We start from the raw sequence: 21783 nt of genomic DNA on the forward strand, positions 1-21783 counted from the left end.
GAAGCAAAACGCGTTATATGGCAAAATCCCTGCTTTGATTTAAGTATTATTTTCAATACTATGGGAAGTCCCGGTACAATGAGCATGAACGCCCAGTTTTTCGTTCTAAAGCAACAAGATGAGTCATTAGCCAAAGCTGATGATCACTTTAGCTTAGCGGCTGATATTGCGGCTGATCAGTATCGCCTTGGTCATCGTATCTTTATTTACGTTGATGATCTTGAAATTGCCCATGCCATTGATGAAACTATTTGGTCATTCGACCCCGACAGTTTTGTACCTCACAACCTGCAAGGTGAAGGTCCAAAAGGCGGTGCGCCCGTTGAAATAGGCTCTACCCCGCCTGTCGGTAATCGTAAAGTTTTAATTAACTTGGCTGCACAATTGCCGGACTTTATTCGTCGGTTTAACCAAGTTTTTGATTTTGTGCCCGTTGAAGCCACTGCTAAACAAGCTGCCCGTGAGCGCTTTAAAAAGCTGCGCCAACTCGGTGCTAATATCACCACGCAAGATATTAATAGCTAACATACCCTTTTGTATAAATAGCTAACTAACTCATTTAAGTACTTATTTAAGGTTCTGTGTAATGGATAAAACCTACAATCCGCAAGATATTGAACAGTCGCTATACCAAGACTGGGAACAAAAAGGCTACTTCAAACCATCCGGTAAAGGCGATGCATATTCAATTATGATCCCGCCACCCAATGTCACTGGTAGCTTACACATGGGCCACGCTTTCCAAGACACTATTATGGATACCTTAACGCGTTTGAAACGTATGCAAGGTAATAATACATTATGGCAAGTAGGTACTGACCACGCAGGTATCGCCACGCAAATGCTGGTTGAACGAAAACTATCTGCTGAAGAAGGTAAAACACGCCACGACTTAGGCCGTGAAGCTTTCATCGACAAAATTTGGCAGTGGAAAAATCAATCTGGCGGAACTATCACTAAACAACTTCGTCGTCTTGGTGCATCGGTTGATTGGGATCGTGAACGTTTCACAATGGATGACGGCTTATCAGAAGCCGTTAAAGAAGTGTTTGTACGCTTACACAAAGAAGATTTAATCTATCGTGGTAAGCGCCTAGTAAACTGGGATCCAAAACTACACACGGCTATTTCTGATCTTGAAGTTGAAAACAAAGACAAACAAGGCCATATGTGGCACCTACGTTACCCATTGGCTAATGGTGTTACAACCCAAGACGGTAAAGACTACATTGTAGTGGCAACTACACGCCCAGAGACCATGCTGGGTGATTCAGGCGTTGCAGTAAACCCAGATGACGAACGCTATCAAGACTTGATCGGTAAAGAGATTTTACTGCCGATTGTTAATCGTCGAATTAAAATTGTTGCCGACGAACATGCCGATAAAGACAAAGGCACAGGTTGTGTAAAAATCACCCCAGCCCATGACTTTAACGATAACGAAGTTGGTAAGCGTCATCAAATGCCGTTGATCAATATTTTCGATAAAGACGCCGCCATTCTAAGCCAAGGCGAAACCTACACCTTTGATGGTAAAGAGCTTGAGTTTGATGCACCCATTCCTGAGCGTTTGCATGGTCTTGACCGTTTTGACGCACGTAAAGCAATAGTGGCTGAATTTGAACAGTTAGGCTTACTTGAAAAAATTGAAGAGCACGCTCTAACCGTACCTTACGGCGACCGTTCTGGTGTGGTTATTGAACCGCTACTTACCGACCAATGGTATGTACGTGTTGCACCACTTGCTGAGCCTGCAAAAGACGCAGTTAAAAATGGCGACATAAAATTTGTACCACAACAATATGAGAACATGTACTTCTCGTGGATGAACGATGTCCAAGATTGGTGTATTTCTCGCCAGCTTTGGTGGGGCCACCGTATTCCAGCTTGGTACGACAGTGAAGGTAATGTATTTGTTGGCCGTGATGAAGCAGAAGTACGCCGTGAAAATAACATCGCCGACGATGTTGCGCTAAGCCAAGACGACGATGTACTTGATACTTGGTTCTCATCTGCACTGTGGACCTTTTCAACCCAAGGTTGGCCTGCGAACACTGATGATTTGAAAACTTTCCACCCGTCTGACGTATTGGTAACTGGTTTTGATATTATCTTCTTCTGGGTGGCGCGTATGATCATGATGACCATGCACTTCATCAAAGATGACAACGGCAAGCCACAAGTGCCCTTTAAAACTGTTTACGTTACGGGTCTTATTCGCGATGAAAATGGCGATAAAATGTCAAAATCAAAAGGTAACGTACTTGATCCAATCGACATGATTGACGGTATCGACCTTGAAAGCTTAGTGACCAAACGCACCAGTAATTTGATGCAAGAAAAAGTCGCTAAAAAAATCGAAAAAGATACCCGTAAAACCTTCGATAACGGTATTGAAGCACACGGTACTGATGCACTACGCTTTACGTTAGCAGCTATGGCGTCTACTGGTCGTGATATCAACTGGGATATGAACCGCCTTGAAGGTTACCGTAACTTCTGTAATAAGTTATGGAACGCTAGCCGTTACGTACTTATGAATACCGAACAGCAAGATTGTGGTTTTACAAGCGATACCGCAAAAGAGTACTCACTGGCTGATCGTTGGATCTTAGGTCAATTTGAGTCAACAGTTAAAACCTACACTGAGCACTTAGATAACTACCGTTTTGACCTTGCCGCTAACACGCTTTATGAATTTACTTGGAACCAGTTCTGCGATTGGTACTTAGAACTCACAAAGCCTGTGTTATTTAAAGGTAATGACGCACAGCAACGTGGTACACGACATACGCTAATTACAGTGCTTGAAAGCCTACTGCGCTTAATGCACCCGATGATGCCATATATCACGGAAACAATTTGGCAGCGCGTTGCGCCACTTGCAGGCCTTAAAACAGAAAACACCAGCATCATGGTGCAAGCCTTCCCTGTTTATAATGCAGCCAGTGTTGATACCAAAGCGATGGAAGACTTAGAGTGGGTTAAGCAATTCATTGTCGCTATTCGTAATATTCGTGGTGAAATGGATATCAGCCCAAGTAAGCCGTTGTCAGTATTACTAGCAAATGCATCTGCGGATGATGTACGTCGTATTGAAGGAAACAAATCTTTCTTAGCGTCACTGGCTAAAATTGAGGAGTTTACGCTACTTGATAATAAAGACACAGCCCCTGCGTGTGCAACATCGTATGTTAGCAACCTTGAGATCATGATCCCAATGGCAGGTCTAATCGATGTTGACGCCGAACTTGCTCGTATTGCTAAGCAGCTTGAAAAAGCAGAAAAAGGCCTAGCGCAAGTGCAAAATAAACTAGCAAACGAAAAGTTTGTTAACAATGCACCTGAAGCGGTGCTTGCTAAAGAAAATGAGAAGCTTGCCGAGTTCTCAGATGCGAAAGCAAAACTACTTGAGCAAAAAGCCAAGATCGAAAGCTTGTAACTAGTGCAGGGAAACCCGTACAGCTAGACACAAAAAAGCCGCGTTAATAAATAACGTGGCTTTTTATTTGCGCGGGATAAACCCACGCCTACAAATTAAAACGTGTAGTTATACTGTGCGCCAAGAAGTACTGCATGACCTTTTGATTCAAAGCTCCAATCAGCTCCTGAATCATCCGTTTCAGTGAAGTTTTGGGTTTTTCCACGAAGGATACTTACACCTAAATCAACATTGGAATTTTTATCGATTGCATAGTTACCACCAAACGAGAACCAAAAGCGATCTGTATCGGGGATCGAAATTGATAAATGTTGTTGTGACACCGGGGATTCATCAAATGCAACACCTGCACGCAACAATAAGTTTTCACTATACTGGTAATCTGTACCTACTGAATAACGCATTGCATCGGAAAAATCTTCTTCTTTTGAAAAACCAACAAAATCGCCTGTTGGTCCATTAACATTCGCCTCTAACGATTCAAAACTACTCCAGCCAGTCCATAGTACGCTATAGTGAAGACCTAATTTTCCATTTAACTGATGTGAACCAGAGAACTCTGCGATAGCAGGAAGTGTGATCTCAACAGAGCCTGGCAGCTCAGGTATTGATTTAGCGGTGCTTGAAAAAGTACCATCAAATGTAATATCTGTTTCTGTGCGGTAATTAAAACCCAAACGACTATTTTCATCCAATTGGTACATTAGGCCTACATTCAAACCATAACCAGTATCATCCCCTTCAAGATTAACAGCATCAGTAGAAGCTGGAACATTAGGGTTTATACCAACTTTACGAATAACTGTCGCGTCTGCATATACAGCATTAATGCCGATACCAAAACTAAACTGCTCTGTAACCTTATAGGCAACACTGGCATTCATATTAACAGTTACAATTTCTGTTTCGCCCGCGATTTGGCCAGCGGCATAGTTTTCATCAAACTCTGTTGATAAGCCAAAATTTGAAAACACCCCAAAACCAACTGAAACCTTATCATTCACAGGCATAGTAAAGTAACCAGCAGGCACAAATGCACTTGGCGCAATACTGTCATCATCAAGTACGCTTTCGTCTAACCCATATGCTGCGCTTTTGCCTGTTAAGCTCACATCCGGAATAATAGCCACACCGGCTACAGAGATTTGCTTATTTTTGAATAAAGTCATAAGCGCGGGGTTACGTGCAACCACTGAGGCATCATCAGCTACAGCAGCCTCACCAGCAAATGCACGGCCAAGACCTGAAGCACTATGCTCAGCAAGTTGAAAAGCGGCAGCAAACGTGTCTGCTGACATAACAGCAAGTGATACTGCAATTAAAGTTTTTGTAAATTTCATTGTGTTTCCTTTACCAAACAAAATGTTTGGATTCCCATGTGTTGTCTCTAATTATTAGGAGTAAGTTACTTCAAAACCTTAATACAGTACCTTACTTTTAAATAAAAAACTGTAACAAAACGTTAAAAAACACCATAAAAACCATTTTTTAACAGCAAAGTAACAGTTTTTTAAAGCTCATCGGATAAGTTACAGAAAAACTTACCTGCAATTAATTATCATTTAGATTGACTTGCTTGATAAGCACTATTAGACTGCCAAACAAGACTAGCAGAGGAGATGAAGCAGTGGAAATAGGATTAATTATTACTGCACTTATTGCTGCATTGGCTTTTTGTGGAGTAAGTGTATATTGCTTTTGCAAAGCTAATTTTTGTGCCTGCACTAGAGCTGGTGAATGCGATAACCCTGTTAACCATTATTGGTTAGGTGCTATTGTTTGTGCTTTAGTCGCACTATTATGCTGCTGTAGTGCGTTACATTCAGAAAATGGTACTTTATTGTGGATGATCTTAATGACCAGTTGCTTTAGCGGTGCATTACTTTCAGCAAAACATTCAGCTAAAAAGCGCTGTACTAAATCAATAACCAAACAACAAGCTAAACCAGCAGATGCTCTTTTAACAAACGAGCCAAATTAAGTTGGTAATCTAAAGGTTTAATACTCGCTAAAATCTTTAAGTCATGATCTGGTGAAGTTAAATCAACATCTTTTGCCGTAATATGATGACTATGTTTAGCATTATAGAAAATTTTAACTTTAGGTTGAATTGGGTTCTGATGATTACCTTCTATTACTAATGCCAACCGTTCATTGGTTAATTTAACAATAGTGCCGACTGGATGTACACCTAAACACTTAATAAACCGCTGTACTAGCTCGCCATCAAACATATGTTTATTAGCAAGTAAATAGCGCAGTGCGTTGACCGGTTCATCACCAATTTGATGAGGTCTATCTGCAGTCATTGCATCATAAACGTCAACTATCGCCATAATTCGTGCTGCTCGACTAAGTTTTTCACCCTGTAAACCTCGTGGATAACCACTGCCGTCTAAGCGCTCATGGTGATTAACTATCATATCAAGCATTAATGGCGTAATGCCTTTTTCGCCTTTTACCAAGCCTAAACTTTGCGCTACATGCTTTTTAATTGCTTGCATCTCAAGCTTATTTACTTTTTCAGATTTAGAAAGAACCCCTTGCGGTAATTTAGCTTGTCCTAAATCGTGCAGCAAGGCACCCATAGCGAGCTCTTGCACAACACTTTCTTTGTAACCTAAGTACTTGGCAAATACAGTGACAAAAATAGCGCAGTTAGTCATATGTCGCCAATTGTACATATGCTTATCTTTAATACGGGTTAAAATAGTCATTGCATTATGATTACGAAATACCGATGCCACGATATCTTTGGCAATACCATCAAGCAGAGCGATATTCATCTTTAAACCTGAAGTAACATCACCATATAAACTTTGTAAATTACGATTATGTTGCTCATAGCTCACACTTGCTTTGGCAAACTCTTGTTCAACTGAAATAACCTTTTTTATTTTTAATGTATTAGGCTTATTGACCGTTGCAGTAGCGACTTCAGGTTTAAGCTGATATTTGGCAGGAACACTCACATCACTTTGCGTAAAATCTATCAGCAGCTCTTGCACTCCTTCAGATATCAAGCGCTTGATGATCGATTTATCGCGAACTAGGCCGCGAGTTTTGATCTTTATACTATCACCCCCCTCAAACTGCTTGCTAACACTGTCAACAAACATTCCTGGTACGAGTTCAGAAATTGGAAGGGTAATAAGCATATAAAGTGATTAATTCATTTCAAACAATAATAATTACTGATTATCAACGATCCACTACAAATGTCTATAACAAAAGTAACGAATACGAAATAAGCACTAGAAGATGGCAGATAACGAATTAATAATAGTTATTAGCACATTACTCTTGGAAGTAAGTGCCCCAGCCGTCGTATTCTACATCGGTGTCGATCGCAAGTTGTGCTAGTTTATCAACATCTTCCATTATAACGTCAACATCTAACTCAGCTTCAACTAGGATATCAAAACTCCAAATTTTACTACCGTCTTCAAGCTCAAGTTCAGCGGGCTCTTCAACGTCATAGCCTAGTTTAAACGCAGCTAGTGCAGCTTGCTCAAGCTTGACAAAGTCTTCGCAAACAAAGTGGTGTTCTACTTCATATAAGATCTCAGGATCAGAACCATCTTCTAATAACGAGGTTACAATGTCTTCACTAATTTCACGCCAATTTTCCATTACTTTTCTCTCACTTGAGCATCTAATTCAGTTATTCTAGCAGCCATTTTGTTATGAATACGCTTTGCGTGTTCACGTGCTCCAATCGTTTTATCAAGAGGCTCTGGCGCTAACATGTCTATATAGATTATACCATTGTCCCAGCGATTTAGCTTAATGGTTTTATATGTTGTACTCATACATACAGGCACTATGGGTACATCGGCATTTAAAGCAGTGTGAAATGCACCGGTTTTAAATGGTAACAAGCCACGCCCGTAACTGCGGGTTCCCTCTGGGAACATCCACACTGACAAGCCTTTTTGTTTGATTTTATCGGCCGATTTAATGATCGTGCCAGCGGCTTTAGAACGGTTACTGCGGTCAATTAAAATATTGCCCGAAAGCCAATATAGCTGCCCAAAAAATGGGATCCACTTAAGACTTTTTTTACCTAAGCTGACACAATTTTTTGGTACCGCAGCGGGTAAAGTGAAAATATCGTAATTACTTTGATGGTTCGCAACATACACGGCAGGTCCACAACTTTGCGCATCAGGATGGCGTGTAATAACCACGTTTACACCAAGTATTTTGGCCACTGTGCCAAACCAACTTGAAATAATATGTACATTATTTATATGAAAAGGTTTTATTAAACAAAGGAGTAAACCAAATACACAGCTAAAAAAAATAAATAAAGCCATAATAACAATACGAATAATAGCTAACAAAGAAAACACTCCAAAAATAACAACGCCGATATTATAGCGTTCTTTTTACCGCTAAACGAGTGTTTAGCGAACGCATGTAAGCTTAAAATAATTTACTGCTTTAAAAACAAACGACCTGCAATAGCAGGTCGTTTTATTCATAGGTATTTAAAATACTTACTCGGTTTCTGTCGGCTCAATGTCAATCGCCGTCAGTTCAACAACCGCTTCATCAACTCGTTGTAAGCCACGTGGTAGTTTATTGCCACGACGGCCTCGCTCGCCATGATAGTGCTCTAAATCACTCGGTTTTAAAGTGAGTTTTCGTTTACCTGCATGCAAAGTAACGCTGCTACCTTGTGGCACGACCGCTAGCACTTTCACAAACTCTTCACGCGTTTGTACTTTGGCACTTGGAATAGAGATTATCTTATTACCTTTGCCTTTACCTAGTTTTGGTAAATCACGTAATGGGAATAACAACATCCGGCCTTCATTCGATATCGCCATACAGAAATCGTTAGCTACATCAGTAACCCGAATTGGTGCTAATAATTGCCCACCTTTAGGCACACTAACCAATGCTTTACCGTTTTTGTTTTTGCTGACTAAATCAATAAAATCAGTAATAAAGCCATAACCCGCATCCGATGCCATCAGTAGCACTTGCTTGTCTTCACCCATTACTACATGCTCAAAATTAGCACCTGCAGTGAGGTTAAACCGCCCTGTCATTGGCTCTCCTTGACTACGTGCCGACGGTAAGCCATGCGCATCGGTGGCAAATGCCCGCCCAGCAGAATCTAAGAACACCGCAGGTTGATTACTCTTACCACGCGCAGAGGCTTTATATACATCACCAGCTCGATAACTGAGTCCTTCAACATCTAAATCGTGGCCTTTACCAACACGTGCCCAGCCTTTTTCAGACAACACAACGGTCACTGATTCTGATGGGATCAAATCTTTTTCGCTCAATGCTTTTGCTTCAAGACGCTCTACAATCGGAGAACGGCGATCATCACCATATAGCTCAGCAGCTTCTTGAATCTCTTTTTTTAGTAACGTAGACATACGACGCTCAGAGCCTAAAATCAGCTGTAATTTATCACGTTCTTTGGCAAGCTCGTCTTGCTCACCACGAATTTTAAACTCTTCAAGCTTCGCTAAATGACGTAGTTTTAATTCAAGGATTGCTTCAGCTTGTATATCGCTGATCCCAAACCGTTCCATTAACACAGGCTTTGGCTTGTCTTCACTACGAATAATTTCGATCACTTCATCAATATTTAAAAAGGCTGCCAATAAACCTTCTAAAATATGTAAACGAGCCAATACTTTATCTAAACGATATTGCAGGCGACGACGCACTGTTTCGCGGCGAAACACCAGCCACTCAGTTAAAATGGTTCGTAAATCTTTTACCTGCGGACGGCCATCAAGGCCAAGCATATTTATATTAACGCGGTAATTTTTTTCCAAGTCAGTAGTAGCAAATAAATGGGCCATTAACGGCTCTACTTTAATGCGATTAGAGCGTGGAATAATCACTATACGAGTTGGATTTTCGTGATCAGACTCATCACGTAAATCAGCCACCATAGGCAGCTTTTTGGCATTCATTTGCGCTGCGATCTGCTCTAGTACCTTCCCCCCAGAACACTGATGAGGCAGTGCAGTGATGACAATATCGCCGTGCTCCTCTGTATAAATAGCGCGCATTTTTATCGAACCACGGCCGGTTTGATAAATTTTACGAATATCCGCTTTTGCAGTAATTATTTCCGCTTCAGTTGGGTAATCGGGAGCTTGTACATACTCAAGCAGTTGATCTAATTCGGCTTTGGGGTTATCCAATAACAAACAACAGGCACTGGCTACTTCACGTACGTTATGTGGCGGAATGTCCGTTGCCATGCCCACAGCAATACCCGTAATACCATTGAGTAAAATATGTGGTAAGCGTGATGGTAATACTTGTGGTTCGTCCATTGTGCCATCAAAGTTTGATGTCCAATCGACAGTCCCTTGACCAAGTTCTTTTAGCAGTACTTCAGAGAACTTAGATAAACGCGCTTCGGTATAACGCATTGCCGCAAATGACTTGGGATCATCGGCTGCCCCCCAGTTCCCTTGCCCATCAACTAATGGGTAACGATAAGAAAACGGTTGTGCCATTAACACCATCGCTTCATAACAGGCGCTATCACCATGTGGGTGATACTTACCGAGTACATCACCAACAGTACGAGCTGACTTTTTATATTTAGCCGTTGCCGACAAACCCAGTTCACTCATGGCGTAAATAATACGCCGTTGTACTGGTTTTAGGCCATCACCGATATGTGGTAATGCCCTATCCATGATCACATACATGGAATAATTCAAATAGGCGTCTTCAGTAAAACGCCCCATTGTTTGTTGTTCAATTCCTTGCAATAGCAAGGTATCTGTATCACTCATCAAAGCCTACTTAATTTTTTTATAGCTTACACGGTAGATCACATTGGCATAATCATCGGAGATCAATAAGCTGCCATCGGCAAGTTCTGCAAAAGCAACCGGACGACCCAATGTTTCTTCGTTTTTCATAAAGCCCGTAATAAACGGCGTGTATTTTATCACACGTCCTTGCTCAACGGTGGCAACAGCCACTTTATACCCGGATTTTTTACTGCGGTTCCACGAGCCATGCTCTGCAACAAATAATTGCTGCTTGTAGCTAGCAGGAAATTGTTTACCTTGATAAAAATGAATCCCTAATGGAGCTACATGCGCACCCAGGGCTAAAGCTGGGGCACTGTAATCGGCAATATTTTTACCTTTACCAAATTCAGGATCTAAGATGGCGCCTGCATGCACATACGGAAAACCAAAATGTTCACCTTCGGTTGTTAGTCGGTTTAGTTCATCAGGCGGTATGTCATCACCCATCATGTCGCGGCCATTATCACTAAACCACATGGCTTGGGTACTGGGATGAAAATCAAAACCAACAGAATTACGAACACCTTGCGCTAATGTTGTCATTTGCTTGGTGTTGATATCTAAAGAAAATATACGCCCATAACGTTCATCTTCGCCGCAAATATTACAAGGTACACCCACAGGAATGATCAGCTCGCCGGTTGGTGAAAAGCGTAAAAACTTCCAGCCGTGATGACGCTCTGTCGGTAATGCGTCGTAAACCACTTCATATTTAGGTGCTTTCAATTGTGTATCAATATTTTTGAAGCGAATAATACGTTGTACTTCAGCAACATATAAGTCGCCATCTTTGAGCGCTAAACCCGAAGGCATAGTTAAACCACTGGCCACCAAAATTTGTTTATCAGCAACGCCATCGCTATTATGATCAATCAGTGCATACACATTTCCCGCTCTACGCGAACCAACATACACAATACCTTTTTTAGATACTGCTAATTGCCGTGCATTTTCCACATCACTGGCAAATATGTTTACGGTAAAACCATCTGGAACACTGAGCTCTTTAAGAATTTCTTTTGCTGCTAAGGGAGTACTTAGCAAGCCTAAAGTTAGTAGAGAAACTAGTAATTTATTCATCGATTTCACCCAATTTGAGCATGCTGCTTCGCTGCATATAACACTTTATCCGCTTTATCAAAAAACTTTTAAAAATCACACTTGAGCACGGTTACCATGATCTTCTAGCCATTGACGACGATCTGATGAGCGCTTTTTAGCCAGCAACATATCCATCATTTCCATGGTTTCAACTTCATCCTCTAAGGTTAGCTGAACTAAGCGACGAGTATTAGGATCCATGGTCGTTTCACGTAGTTGCAATGGGTTCATTTCACCCAAGCCTTTGAAACGCTGTACGTTGACTTTACCGCGTTTTTTCTCTGCTTCAATACGCGCTAGAATGCCGGACTTTTCATCTTCATCAAGGGCATAATAAACATCTTTACCAATGTCGATTCTAAACAACGGCGGCATAGCAACGTAAACATGCCCTTCTTTGACTAAGGTTGGAAAATGACGAACAAACAGCGCACACAATAAAGTCGCAATATGCAGTCCATCCGAATCAGCATCCGCTAAAATACAAACTTTATTATAGCGCAACAAAGAGATATCAGTTGAGTCAGGGTCGATCCCCAGCGCCACAGAAATATCATGCACCTCTTGTGACGCTAAAATTTGCCCTGATTCAACTTCCCAAGTATTCAAAATTTTACCGCGAAGCGGCATTATTGCCTGAAACTCACGATCACGTGCTTGTTTAGCTGAGCCGCCAGCTGAGTCACCTTCTACTAAAAACAGCTCAGTACGGTCGTTATCTGCAGCGCTACAATCAGTTAGTTTGCCCGGTAATGCGGGACCTGCGGTAACACGCTTTCGCACCACTTTTTTGGCTGCGCGAAGACGTTTTTGTGCATTAGAAATACATAATTCTGACAGTAACTCAGCAGTATCGGTGTGCTCATTTAACCATAAACTGAATGCATCTTTTACTACCCCAGATACAAATGCCGAGCACGAACGAGAAGATAATTTCTCTTTGGTTTGGCCGGCAAATTGTGGATCTTGCATTTTCACTGATAAAACGTAGCTACACCGTTCCCAAATATCATCTGGGGTGAGCTTAACGCCACGCGGCAGTAAGTTTCTAAATTCACAAAACTCACGCATAGCCTCAAGTAAACCTTGTCGCAAACCATTTACGTGAGTACCGCCTTGCGCAGTTGGTATTAAGTTAACGTAACTTTCAGCTATCGATTCACCGCCTTCAGGTAACCAAACAACAGCCCAATCAGCACCTTCCGTTGAACTTGAAAACTCACCGGTAAATGGGTCTTTTGGCAGTACTTCATAACCTTTAACAGCTTCGTTTAAGTAGTCTTTTAGGCCTGTTTCGTAATACCACTCTTGGCTTTCTTTGGTTTGTTTATTAACAAACTTAATACGTAAGCCTGGGCAAAGTACGGCTTTCGCTTTTAATAAATGATGTAATTTAGTCAACGAGAAATTAGCTGAATCAAAGTAGCTTACATCAGGCCAAAAACGTACAGTTGTACCTGTATTGCGCTTACCTACGGAGCCTATGACATGAAGATCCTCAACTTTATCACCGCTTTCAAACGCCATCATATATTGCTGTGCATCACGGCGCACAACCACTTCAACGCGCGTTGATAATGCATTGACCACGGAGATCCCTACCCCGTGCAAACCACCTGAAAATTGGTAGTTTTTATTAGAGAACTTACCACCAGCATGCAGCTTGGTAAAAATCAATTCGACCCCCGGAATACCTTCTTCTGGGTGAATATCAATAGGCATACCACGGCCATCATCGCTGACTTCTAGCGAGTTATCTTCATGCAAAATGACATCAATTCTAGTGGCATGTCCGGCCATGGCTTCATCGACACTGTTATCAATAACCTCTTGCCCTAAGTGATTAGGACGGGTGGTGTCAGTGTACATACCAGGGCGGCGTTTAACAGGTTCTAACCCATTTAATACTTCAATGGCTTCGGCGTTATAATTTTGCTGACTCATAGTTTTTATCTTTTATGCGCTTAGCTATGTTTTACGTGATTTTAAGAAAATCTACAATACTAGCAATGGAGTCTTCAAAGCCAACAAAGCTATGATCACCACCAAATTCTATCTGTTGCTTGCATTGTGAATAATATTTTACGGCCTGTTGATAATCCAGTACTTCGTCACCCGTTTGCTGTAATAAATACAGTAATGATGGGCGCTCTAAGCTGGGTATCGACAGTGATTTTAACGCGTTAATATGACTATTGTTGAGCTCGTAATGGCTATCCTGATAAGGATTATAGTTTGCCCCTAGCAAAGAACCCAATAATAAATAAGGCTTAACTGCAGGGTTTATGACCACTGCTGGTAACTGATATTTTTGCGATAAATAAGTGGCGTAAAAACCACCTAAAGAACTACCAAGTAATACAGTATTTGGCGTTAATAATTGCTCAATTTGAACTATCGCATAAAACGGTTCATGGCTGAGCCGTGGCACACAATAATCAACACCGTAGTGTGCCATATACTCACCAAAGCGGACAGCTTTAAATGAGTGTTCGCTGCTATTAAAACCATGAATATAAATTACTCGCCGAGCCATATTAGCTCCGAATTAATTAATAACTTATCAGTAGTTATTGGCTTTGTTATTGTCAACAACCGATAACCAGGGCCTGCGTTGTGTTGCTGCCAGTCATCGGTGTATTTCGTAAACTGCACTGAGCTTGCTGGCGTAGCAAAAACCTCAATACTCCTAAATTTCAATTGGTAGTCATTGTGAACATGACCATGGAATAACTGCCTTACTAACGCGCTATTATGCAATACATTAAGTAATTGCGGGCCATTTTCGAGCATATGCTTGTCTAGGTAACCATTAATAGGTAATGGATTATGGTGGCAAAAAGCCACGCTCGGCAACTGTGACGTTGCTAATAAATCAGCGAGTTCATTTAAATCGGCTTCGCTTACCCAACCCGCTGGTGTTGGCCCTTTAGAGCTAATTAGCAACACTTCAAAACCATCAGCAATTAACCGCTTTGCGCTATTGATTTGACCACCAGAAATACGCTGCATCGCACTGATATCATCATGATTACCTGGCAGCCAAAAAACAGGGCAAGTAAGCGCAGAATCGGCAATCAACTGGGCAAACAACAAATATGATGCAAAACTGTGATCTTGGGTTAAATCGCCACCAAAGATCACGGCGTCTAATGACTGGTTTGCCATATCTGCAAGTGCGCGAGAAAAGTGCTCAGCGGTGTTAACCGCAAAATACTCCCCTTGTGGGTCTGCAAATAAATGACAATCGGTTATATGCGCTAAGCGCAGCTGCGTATTATTGAACTGCGCAGATTCATCAAACCAGGCCATCATTTATATCCCAGTTAAGTACCGCACGGCCACTTTCAACACACGCCACTAACCAATCATACAAAAACGCATTAAGTTGATACTTTTCATCCTTTTGATGCATTTGCGGATTAGGATAACCATATGAAGGTTTGATCCTTTGATAGTAATCATGGTGAATTATTTCAGCAACTTTTGCATCATGATATAAGCGCACAGTCAAAAACAGCGGAGTAAACCCTTTTAACATACCGGTTAATTGCGTTATTGAAATATCCATTGTGTATCTAGCACAGCCATCAACCTTAATTACAAACTGGTTACTAGCCAATTGTACTTGACGTGTATTGCCTTCTTTGCGCTCACTGGGCAATAATTTTAAAGCACGTAAGTAGTTATGCTCACATAGCATCAAGTATTTAGGAAGACTCTGAATATATCGTTGTTTCACTGCAAGTGCTGTCACGTTACCGCCATAAAGTTAGAGGTTAAGGGTAGTCTATTACTATTTTAGTTGCGTTGCAGAATGATACGTTCGCGATTAAGCGCTAACCACTGCAATGAGATTACTGAAGCAGCATTATCTATCTCACCTGTTGCTAAACGCGCCATTGCATCATCAAAACTGAGAATATGCGTTTTAATATCTTCACCTTCAGTTGCAAGTCCATACACGTCACTTTGCAGCTGGCTTAAATCAGTTTTTGCAAGATAAAGGTGTAACCGCTCAGTGGTTCCTCCTGGGCTTGACAGATACGATAGCATAAATTCCAATTCGCTCAGTACCAAACCCGCTTCTTCAAATGCTTCGCGCCGAGCGACATCTTCATAATCAGTACTGCCATCGGTCATGCCTGCTATACATTCTAATAACCAAGGTGACTGTTTACTTTTTATCGCGCCAATACGTATTTGTTCTATCAGCAAAATACTGTCTGTTATGGGATCATACGGTAAAACTGCAACTGCGTCACCGCGTTCGAGTATCTCACGGCGGATCGTCGCTGATTGACCGCCCGCAAATAATGCATGCTCAAACTGATATAAGTTAATCTTAAAAAAGCCGCTATAAAGTGCTTTTATAGGAGCAATTTTAACGTGTTGTTTGGTAAATTTTGTGAGTTTTTTAGCAGCCATGAAGTTTCCTATTACACATGTTATTACTTGAATTTCAACCTAGATACTTACTTATATTCTGTTACACTTATTTTCGCTGTTTTACGCAAATTTTTTTTTGTTCTTAAGTAAAACAGGTTACCATGCTTTTAGAACGTAAATTGTCTAAGGACTGAACGAATAATGAAAAAAAACATTCTTGCTGCGCTGATTGGTATATCTTGCGCATTAACTGCCACAGCGTCAAATGCAGAAGACTTATTACAAGTTTATGAAATTGCCACAGCTAACGATCCTACTGTTTTAAAAGCAAAAGCCCAAGCAAATGCACAGGCTTATAACAGTGATCGTGCGATGAGCGCATTGTTGCCACAAATCGGGTTTTCTATGGGGTATGAAAAAACCGATAGCACATCATTTAATGGTACTGATGCAGCAGGTTATACCAAGGTCGACACCGATTCAGATTCATTCAGCCGTGGTCTTAAACTAAGCCAAACACTGTTTGATTTAGGTGCATGGAATTCACTCGGTATTGCAGACAAACAAGCGCTGCAAGCTACTGCTCAATATGATTTTGCCAAGCAAGACTTAATTGTTCGTGTTGCTGATGGCTATTTCAACGTATTAAGTTCGATTGATAACTTAGAATTTGTACAATCTGAAAAACGCGCTATTGAACGTCAACTTGAGCAAACCAAACAACGTTATGCTGTAGGCTTGACGGCAATTACCGATGTGCATGAAGCGCAAGCACAATTCGATAATTCGGTTGCCCGCGAAATAGTTGCCAAAAACGGTGTTGAAACTGCCCGTGAGCAGCTTCGCGAAATTACCGGGAAATACCACGCCAAACTGGATATGTTAAACACTGAGACTTTCTCTACAGTTCCACCAACAAAAAAATCACCCGATTACATTAAGCTAGCAGAACAAAATAATTTAACTCTGCAAGTCTCTAAAGTAACGGTTGATATCGCTAAAGATCAAATTGATTTAGCACAAGCGGGCCATTACCCTAAGCTAACTTTAGATGCCAGCTACGGTGATACACTAACTGATAGCAATAGCAACACTGCACGCCCACGTGGTGATAGTACAAATATTGGCATTAACTTTAGTGTGCCAATATATTCAGGGGGTGCGACTACGGCAGCGACTGAGCAAGCACGTGCTTTTTATGTTGCTGCAAGTGAAGACCTAGAAGCGAGTCTACGTGGCGTAACCCGCTCGGTGATCACCTCTTATAACCAAGTTGTATCAGATATTGCTACCTTTAAAGCACTTGAACAAGCCGTAGTTTCTGCACAAAGCGCATTAAAAGCCACTGAAGCTGGTTTTGAAGTGGGTACTCGTACTATTGTTGACGTACTGGTCAGTACACAAAACTTATTTAACGCCAAACGTAACCTCGCAGATGTACGTTATCGCTACGTTGTATCAACGCTGCGCTTAAAACAGGCTGCGGGCACGTTAACAAGTAATGATTTACAAGCCATCAACCAAGGTTTAAAAGAAACCCAATAGAGACAGGCTTTACGTACTTCATTTAAAAGCCAGCAACTTGCTGGCTTTTTTGTATTTTTTTATTCATCCAGTTAAACTAGCTTCTTTTGCATATGAGATACTTCTGTGGTCAACAACTCCCCATTTAAATGGTCTTTCTTGGGCCCTCGTTATTGGTTTACTTGGTTTGGCGTATTTATTTTGTATATAATTTCTTGGCTACCGCAGAAATTACAACTTGCCTTAGGCCGACTGCTAGGTCGCTTAGTTCATCGCTTTATGAAAAGTCGCCGCCATATCGCTGAAGTCAATATTAAGCGCTGCTTTCCAGATATGCCCGCAGCCGAACAACAAGCATTAGTACTTTCGAACTTAGAAAATACCGGCATAGGTATGATTGAAACAGCCATGTCATGGTGGTGGCCTGATTGGCGTGTAAAAAAAGTTTATGGCTCGGTTAAAGGGCTTGAATACTTTGAGCAAATACAACAATCTGGTAAAGGGATTCTAATGATAGTCCCACATATACTGCATCTTGAAATGGCAAGCCGTATCATGGGGTTGCATTATCAAGGTATCGGTTTTTACCGCCCCCATAATAATCCGCTAATGGAGTACTTTATTACCAATGGACGTTTACGCTCAAATGAATTTGTGGTTGGTAAACGCGATGTTAAAGGCCTACTCAAAGCCTTAAAAAATAAAAAGTTATGTTATTACTTACCCGATCAAGATTATGGCCGCCAACGTTGTGAATTTGCACCTTTTTTTGCAGTTAAAGATACCGCAACAACCACTGGGACTTTGCTATTTTCAGCCAGTAAGCACTGTGAAACCGTCAGTCTTATAAGTCGACGTGACGAACAGGGGAAATATCATTTAGAAGTACGCCCCATGCTTGAAAACTTTCCATCTGGCGATAACCTCGCCGATGTGACTCGTGTAAATCAGCGCATTGAAGAAGCGATTAATGCCGCACCAGAACAGTATATGTGGGTTCATCGACGCTTTAAAACTAGGCCTGATGAGAACGCCCCCTCTTATTACAAGTGACAACGCCGCTGTAATATGCTTTTATTAGTAAATATAAATACAAGAGTATGAGCCATGTGGTTTTGGGTTAAGCATTTATCACTAGCTGCCATTTTAATTGCCGCAGCGATTTATTTTTTATTAGGCCGTGGTCCAGTCATGGATATGAAAGATACTAAAAATGCGGCTGCGCAAGGTTTATCACGTTTTTATTCATCATTACGCAAACAGGTAAATAAAAGTAATGAACGCGATAAATACGTACTAAAATTAGCTAATCCGAATATAAATATAGATGCGGCGCTGACCGAGCGTGCTAAAGTTGTTGAACCATCGTCACCAAATTGGACTGGGGAGTTAATGCCGAGACGCTTTGAAAATGGCTCGACTTTAAAAAAAGTGTTAACCGACTACGCACGCGATGAAGACATTGCTCTGTATTGGTATTTAAGCAAAGACTATGTGATCAAAGAACACTTTCGAGTGGATAGCAATTTTAATTCAACGCTTTATCAAGTTGGCCGAGCGATCAATGATGACTTTGAAAACGAAGTTTACACCTTCTTTTGTTTTAAGCAGCGAGCAGCCGTGATCACCGAGCGGCCCTCTGAATATGTACGCGAAAACTGTAAGCGCCTAAGAAGTTAAGCGCTTAACTCAAATATCTGCTGCCATGCTTGTGTAACAAATGCGATGTCTTTCGCAAATTCAGCTTTTGTTACACAACGTCCCTGCTGATCTAAGCTCAACACATGGTAACGCGAGCGATAATCAATATAAGCTGTAATAAGCCCTTGCATGATCTCATCACGAATACAACCAAGCCTTGCCGCATCGGTTAAAATCCTTACGTTGTCTGAGTAAGTAGTTAGTTGCTCCAAGCTATAAGCGTTATCAAGTACTAAATATTGAGTTAGAAACTCAATATCAGCAATCCCGCCAGTATCTTGTTTTAAATCAAACTCAATATCGTTGCCTTTCGCTAAATGTGTGCGCATTTTTTCACGCATGGTGATCACATCGTCTTTAAGCTTTTGCGGGTCGCGCTGCTGGCACAAAATGCCTAAGCGAATTTGCGCAAAGCGCTGCTGTAATTCGGGTTGCCCAAAAATCATCCGAGAACGCACTAGCGCTTGATGTTCCCATGTCCAAGCTTGCGTTTGCTGATAGTGGTTAAAGCTCTCAAGATTGATTGCCATTAATCCAGAGGCCCCTTCAGGGCGTAACCGCGTATCTAGTTCATATAAAATGCCCGACGCCGTACGAGTATTAAATAAATGCATGAGTCGCTGTGCTAATTTTAAATAAAACTGCCGTGAATCAATCGCTTTGCTGCCGTTAGTTTGCTCTGAACCATCACTGTTATGTACAAAAACTAAATCGAGATCAGAATCATAACCCACCTCAAAACCACCCGTTTTACCATACGCTATTACAGCAAAGCCCTTGTGCTCTTCATCAGTATTAGGCGGAATACCAAAACGCTGCGCCATTTGCTGCCAAGCAAGGTTCACCGCTTGATCAACTATCGCTTCGGCTAATGCAGTTAAATGATCGCTTACTTTCATTACATCTAACACACCAGTTGCATCAGCAGCAGCAATGCGTAATTGATGAGTTTGTTTAAACTGACGCAGTGCTTCCATTTGCTGCTCTAAGTCTGTGCTATCAATACGTAAAAAATACTGTCGTATTTCGTCTTTATATGCCGTCAGTGGTGTAGGCTTATACAGCACCGCAGGGTCGATAAGCTCATCAAGTAAAATCGGGTAACGCGAAATATGCTCACCAATCCATTTACTATGACAACACAACGAAACAAGCTGCTTTAACGCGCCTTGGTTTTCAAACAGCAACTCTAAATAGGCAGTTCGCGAAATAACCTTGCTTAATACTTGGCAGATCATACTAAATACCTCACCACTTACTTGACTATCTGACAGTTGCTTTAGCATTAACGGCATGAGTTTATCGAGAATATCGCGGCCACGATGACCAATGTTAGTTTTTGTTAAGCGGGCTTTAAAGTCTTCTAATGGCATTTGCCATGCATCATTTGGATCGGTTAAAACACTTATATCGGTGTCTTCCCAAGCACTTATAAAAGCACTTTCGCAAGGATCAACAGGCTCACTTTCATAACCAACAACTTGTTCAAATTCACTGTGTATGCCGGCCATAATGTCATTTATTTGCGCTAAAGATGCACTGAAGTCACTCTGCTCTAACAGGTAATTTAACCGTTGTTGGTTCAGGGCATCGTCTGGCAATGTTTGCGTTTGTTGATCTGCAAAAATCTGCAAATATTGCTCAACTCGCCTTAAAAACAAATAATTGTGGCGTAATAGTTTTGCTTCATCTGCGCCAATAACTTGAGTATTTTCTAATTCAGCTAACGCTTTTTGTAATGATTGTGTTTGTAAATTGGCTTCACGACCACCTCGTACCATTTGCAATGCTTGCACCACAAACTCAACTTCACGGATCCCACCAGCGCCTAGTTTTATATTGTTGGTTAAGCGCTTACGACGTACTTCTTGAGCTATCATTTGCTTCATTTTACGCAGCGATTCAATCACTGAAAAATCAATATAGCGACGATACACAAAAGGCTTTAATAACTGATAAAACTCATCACAATAACGCGTTTTTGGGCCAATTAAACGCCCTTTGAGCATCGCATAGCGTTCCCACTCACGGCCTTGATCTTGGTAGTAATCTTCCATGGCATTAAAACTCATCACCAAGGGGCCACTTTCACCAAAAGGTCGCAGCCGCATATCGACCCTAAATACTTGTCCATCAACCGTTGTTTGATTAAGTGCGGCAATCAGCTTTTGTGCCACTTTAGTGTAAAACACTTGTGCTTCTAAAGAGCGCCGCCCACCTTGAGTTTTTACACTACGCGGATAAGAAAAAATTAAGTCGATATCTGACGAATAGTTAAGCTCTTTGCCACCTAACTTACCCATTCCTAATACCAACATCGCCAGTGGTTGCTGTTGCTCATCAAGTGGTTGCCCATTAACCTGAGCAACCAGGGCAAATGCCCAGTTATTGGCACTATCAATTAGCTGATCGGCTAAAGCCGAGATATAGCCAATGCTATCAGCGATGTCATTGCAAAAACACAAATCTAAACACGCTACTTTTAGCCAATAACGCTCTCGGTAACGGCGTAAAATTTTATGGCACTGTGCTTCGTCCACTTCCGCCAAATTTGAGTCTTGAAATGGATTGGGGCAATCTCGCAAACTCATTTGCGTATCACAAAGCAACATCTCAATTAACTGTGGTTGCGATTGCAGGCAACGCCAGGCAAAGTCACTCAAGCCTAATAGATCAATAATTAATTTATTAGCAGGAAGCTCGGGATATAGCTGAAAAAAACGTTCGCTACCTAGGGCCTGCAGCACTGTGGGGAGTTGTTCGCCTGGTGTCATCAAATACTCTCTTTTATATCAGTCGTAACCGTACTAGAAT

At 41.4% G+C, this 21783-nt stretch carries 18 protein-coding genes; 6 read left to right on the forward strand and 12 right to left on the reverse strand.

Annotation, left to right across the window (positions count from 1 at the left end; genetic code table 11):
• The first annotated feature begins 78 nt into the window (after positions 1–78).
• Positions 79–525: a DNA polymerase III subunit chi gene (locus tag HHO47_RS09055; RefSeq protein ID WP_169020001.1), complete on the forward strand. Its 447-nt coding sequence runs from the start codon at positions 79–81 to the stop codon at positions 523–525.
• A gap of 61 nt (positions 526–586) precedes the next feature.
• Positions 587–3442, forward strand: coding sequence for a valine--tRNA ligase (locus HHO47_RS09060; RefSeq protein WP_169020002.1), 2856 nt, complete (start codon positions 587–589; stop codon positions 3440–3442).
• Positions 3443–3537: 95 nt separating this feature from the next.
• Here HHO47_RS09060 and HHO47_RS09065 read toward each other — a convergent pair whose 3' ends face one another.
• Positions 3538–4782: an outer membrane protein transport protein gene (locus HHO47_RS09065; protein WP_169020003.1), complete on the reverse strand. Its 1245-nt coding sequence runs from the start codon at positions 4780–4782 to the stop codon at positions 3538–3540.
• A 287-nt stretch (positions 4783–5069) separates the two neighbouring features.
• Between HHO47_RS09065 and HHO47_RS09070 the strand changes: the two genes are divergently transcribed.
• The gene (locus HHO47_RS09070; protein WP_348981645.1) at positions 5070–5423 is read left to right on the forward strand and encodes a hypothetical protein; all 354 of its coding nucleotides are present in this window, start codon (positions 5070–5072) and stop codon (positions 5421–5423) included.
• Here the strand turns inward: HHO47_RS09070 and HHO47_RS09075 are convergent.
• The 10 genes from HHO47_RS09075 to HHO47_RS09120 form a co-directional block, all read right to left on the reverse strand.
• A complete protein-coding gene (locus HHO47_RS09075) occupies positions 5383–6600 on the reverse strand; it encodes an HD-GYP domain-containing protein (protein WP_169020004.1) in 1218 nt (405 codons plus the stop codon). The genes HHO47_RS09070 and HHO47_RS09075 overlap by 41 nt on opposite strands.
• 139 nt (positions 6601–6739) lie before the next feature.
• On the reverse strand, positions 6740–7075 hold the full coding sequence (gene rraB, locus HHO47_RS09080; RefSeq protein WP_169020005.1) for a ribonuclease E inhibitor RraB: 336 nt from the start codon (positions 7073–7075) through the stop codon (positions 6740–6742).
• Entirely contained in the window at positions 7075–7788 is a 714-nt protein-coding gene (locus tag HHO47_RS09085) for a 1-acylglycerol-3-phosphate O-acyltransferase (protein WP_169020006.1), read from the reverse strand. The genes rraB and HHO47_RS09085 overlap by 1 nt, the downstream gene beginning before the upstream one ends.
• A 156-nt stretch (positions 7789–7944) precedes the next feature.
• Complete coding sequence (gene parC, locus HHO47_RS09090) at positions 7945–10230, reverse strand: DNA topoisomerase IV subunit A (protein ID WP_169020007.1); 2286 nt, start codon at positions 10228–10230, stop codon at positions 7945–7947.
• 6 nt (positions 10231–10236) lie between these two features.
• A complete protein-coding gene (locus HHO47_RS09095) occupies positions 10237–11334 on the reverse strand; it encodes a PQQ-dependent sugar dehydrogenase (protein WP_169020008.1) in 1098 nt (365 codons plus the stop codon).
• Positions 11335–11409: 75 nt separating this feature from the next.
• Positions 11410–13299, reverse strand: coding sequence for a DNA topoisomerase IV subunit B (parE, locus tag HHO47_RS09100; RefSeq protein ID WP_169020009.1), 1890 nt, complete (start codon positions 13297–13299; stop codon positions 11410–11412).
• A gap of 31 nt (positions 13300–13330) precedes the next feature.
• Positions 13331–13891: a YqiA/YcfP family alpha/beta fold hydrolase gene (locus tag HHO47_RS09105; RefSeq protein ID WP_169020010.1), complete on the reverse strand. Its 561-nt coding sequence runs from the start codon at positions 13889–13891 to the stop codon at positions 13331–13333.
• A complete protein-coding gene (locus HHO47_RS09110) occupies positions 13876–14667 on the reverse strand; it encodes a metallophosphoesterase (protein WP_169020079.1) in 792 nt (263 codons plus the stop codon). The genes HHO47_RS09105 and HHO47_RS09110 overlap by 16 nt, the downstream gene beginning before the upstream one ends.
• On the reverse strand, positions 14654–15112 hold the full coding sequence (locus HHO47_RS09115; protein ID WP_432651933.1) for a DUF1249 domain-containing protein: 459 nt from the start codon (positions 15110–15112) through the stop codon (positions 14654–14656). The genes HHO47_RS09110 and HHO47_RS09115 overlap by 14 nt, the downstream gene beginning before the upstream one ends.
• A 44-nt stretch (positions 15113–15156) precedes the next feature.
• Positions 15157–15783 carry an NUDIX domain-containing protein gene (locus tag HHO47_RS09120; protein WP_169020011.1) on the reverse strand — a complete coding sequence of 209 codons (627 nt, stop codon included), beginning with the start codon at positions 15781–15783 and terminating at the stop codon, positions 15157–15159.
• 162 nt (positions 15784–15945) lie between these two features.
• Between HHO47_RS09120 and tolC the strand changes: the two genes are divergently transcribed.
• The 3 genes from tolC to HHO47_RS09135 all read left to right on the forward strand — a co-directional run bounded on the left by tolC (position 15946) and on the right by HHO47_RS09135 (position 18948).
• Positions 15946–17289, forward strand: a complete 1344-nt coding sequence (gene tolC / locus HHO47_RS09125) for an outer membrane channel protein TolC (protein WP_169020012.1) — start codon at positions 15946–15948, stop codon at positions 17287–17289.
• A gap of 105 nt (positions 17290–17394) precedes the next feature.
• Entirely contained in the window at positions 17395–18321 is a 927-nt protein-coding gene (lpxL, locus tag HHO47_RS09130) for an LpxL/LpxP family Kdo(2)-lipid IV(A) lauroyl/palmitoleoyl acyltransferase (protein ID WP_169020013.1), read from the forward strand.
• Positions 18322–18375: 54 nt separating this feature from the next.
• On the forward strand, positions 18376–18948 hold the full coding sequence (locus tag HHO47_RS09135; protein WP_169020014.1) for a TcpQ domain-containing protein: 573 nt from the start codon (positions 18376–18378) through the stop codon (positions 18946–18948).
• On the opposite strand, the gene glnE is transcribed toward HHO47_RS09135, so the two are convergent.
• Entirely contained in the window at positions 18945–21743 is a 2799-nt protein-coding gene (glnE, locus tag HHO47_RS09140; RefSeq protein WP_169020015.1) for a bifunctional [glutamate--ammonia ligase]-adenylyl-L-tyrosine phosphorylase/[glutamate--ammonia-ligase] adenylyltransferase, read from the reverse strand. The two genes, HHO47_RS09135 and glnE, sit on opposite strands and share 4 nt — an antisense overlap.
• Positions 21744–21783 lie beyond the last annotated feature (40 nt).

Source organism: Pseudoalteromonas arctica (assembly GCF_012927645.1).
GTDB classification, from domain to species: domain Bacteria; phylum Pseudomonadota; class Gammaproteobacteria; order Enterobacterales; family Alteromonadaceae; genus Pseudoalteromonas; species Pseudoalteromonas arctica_A.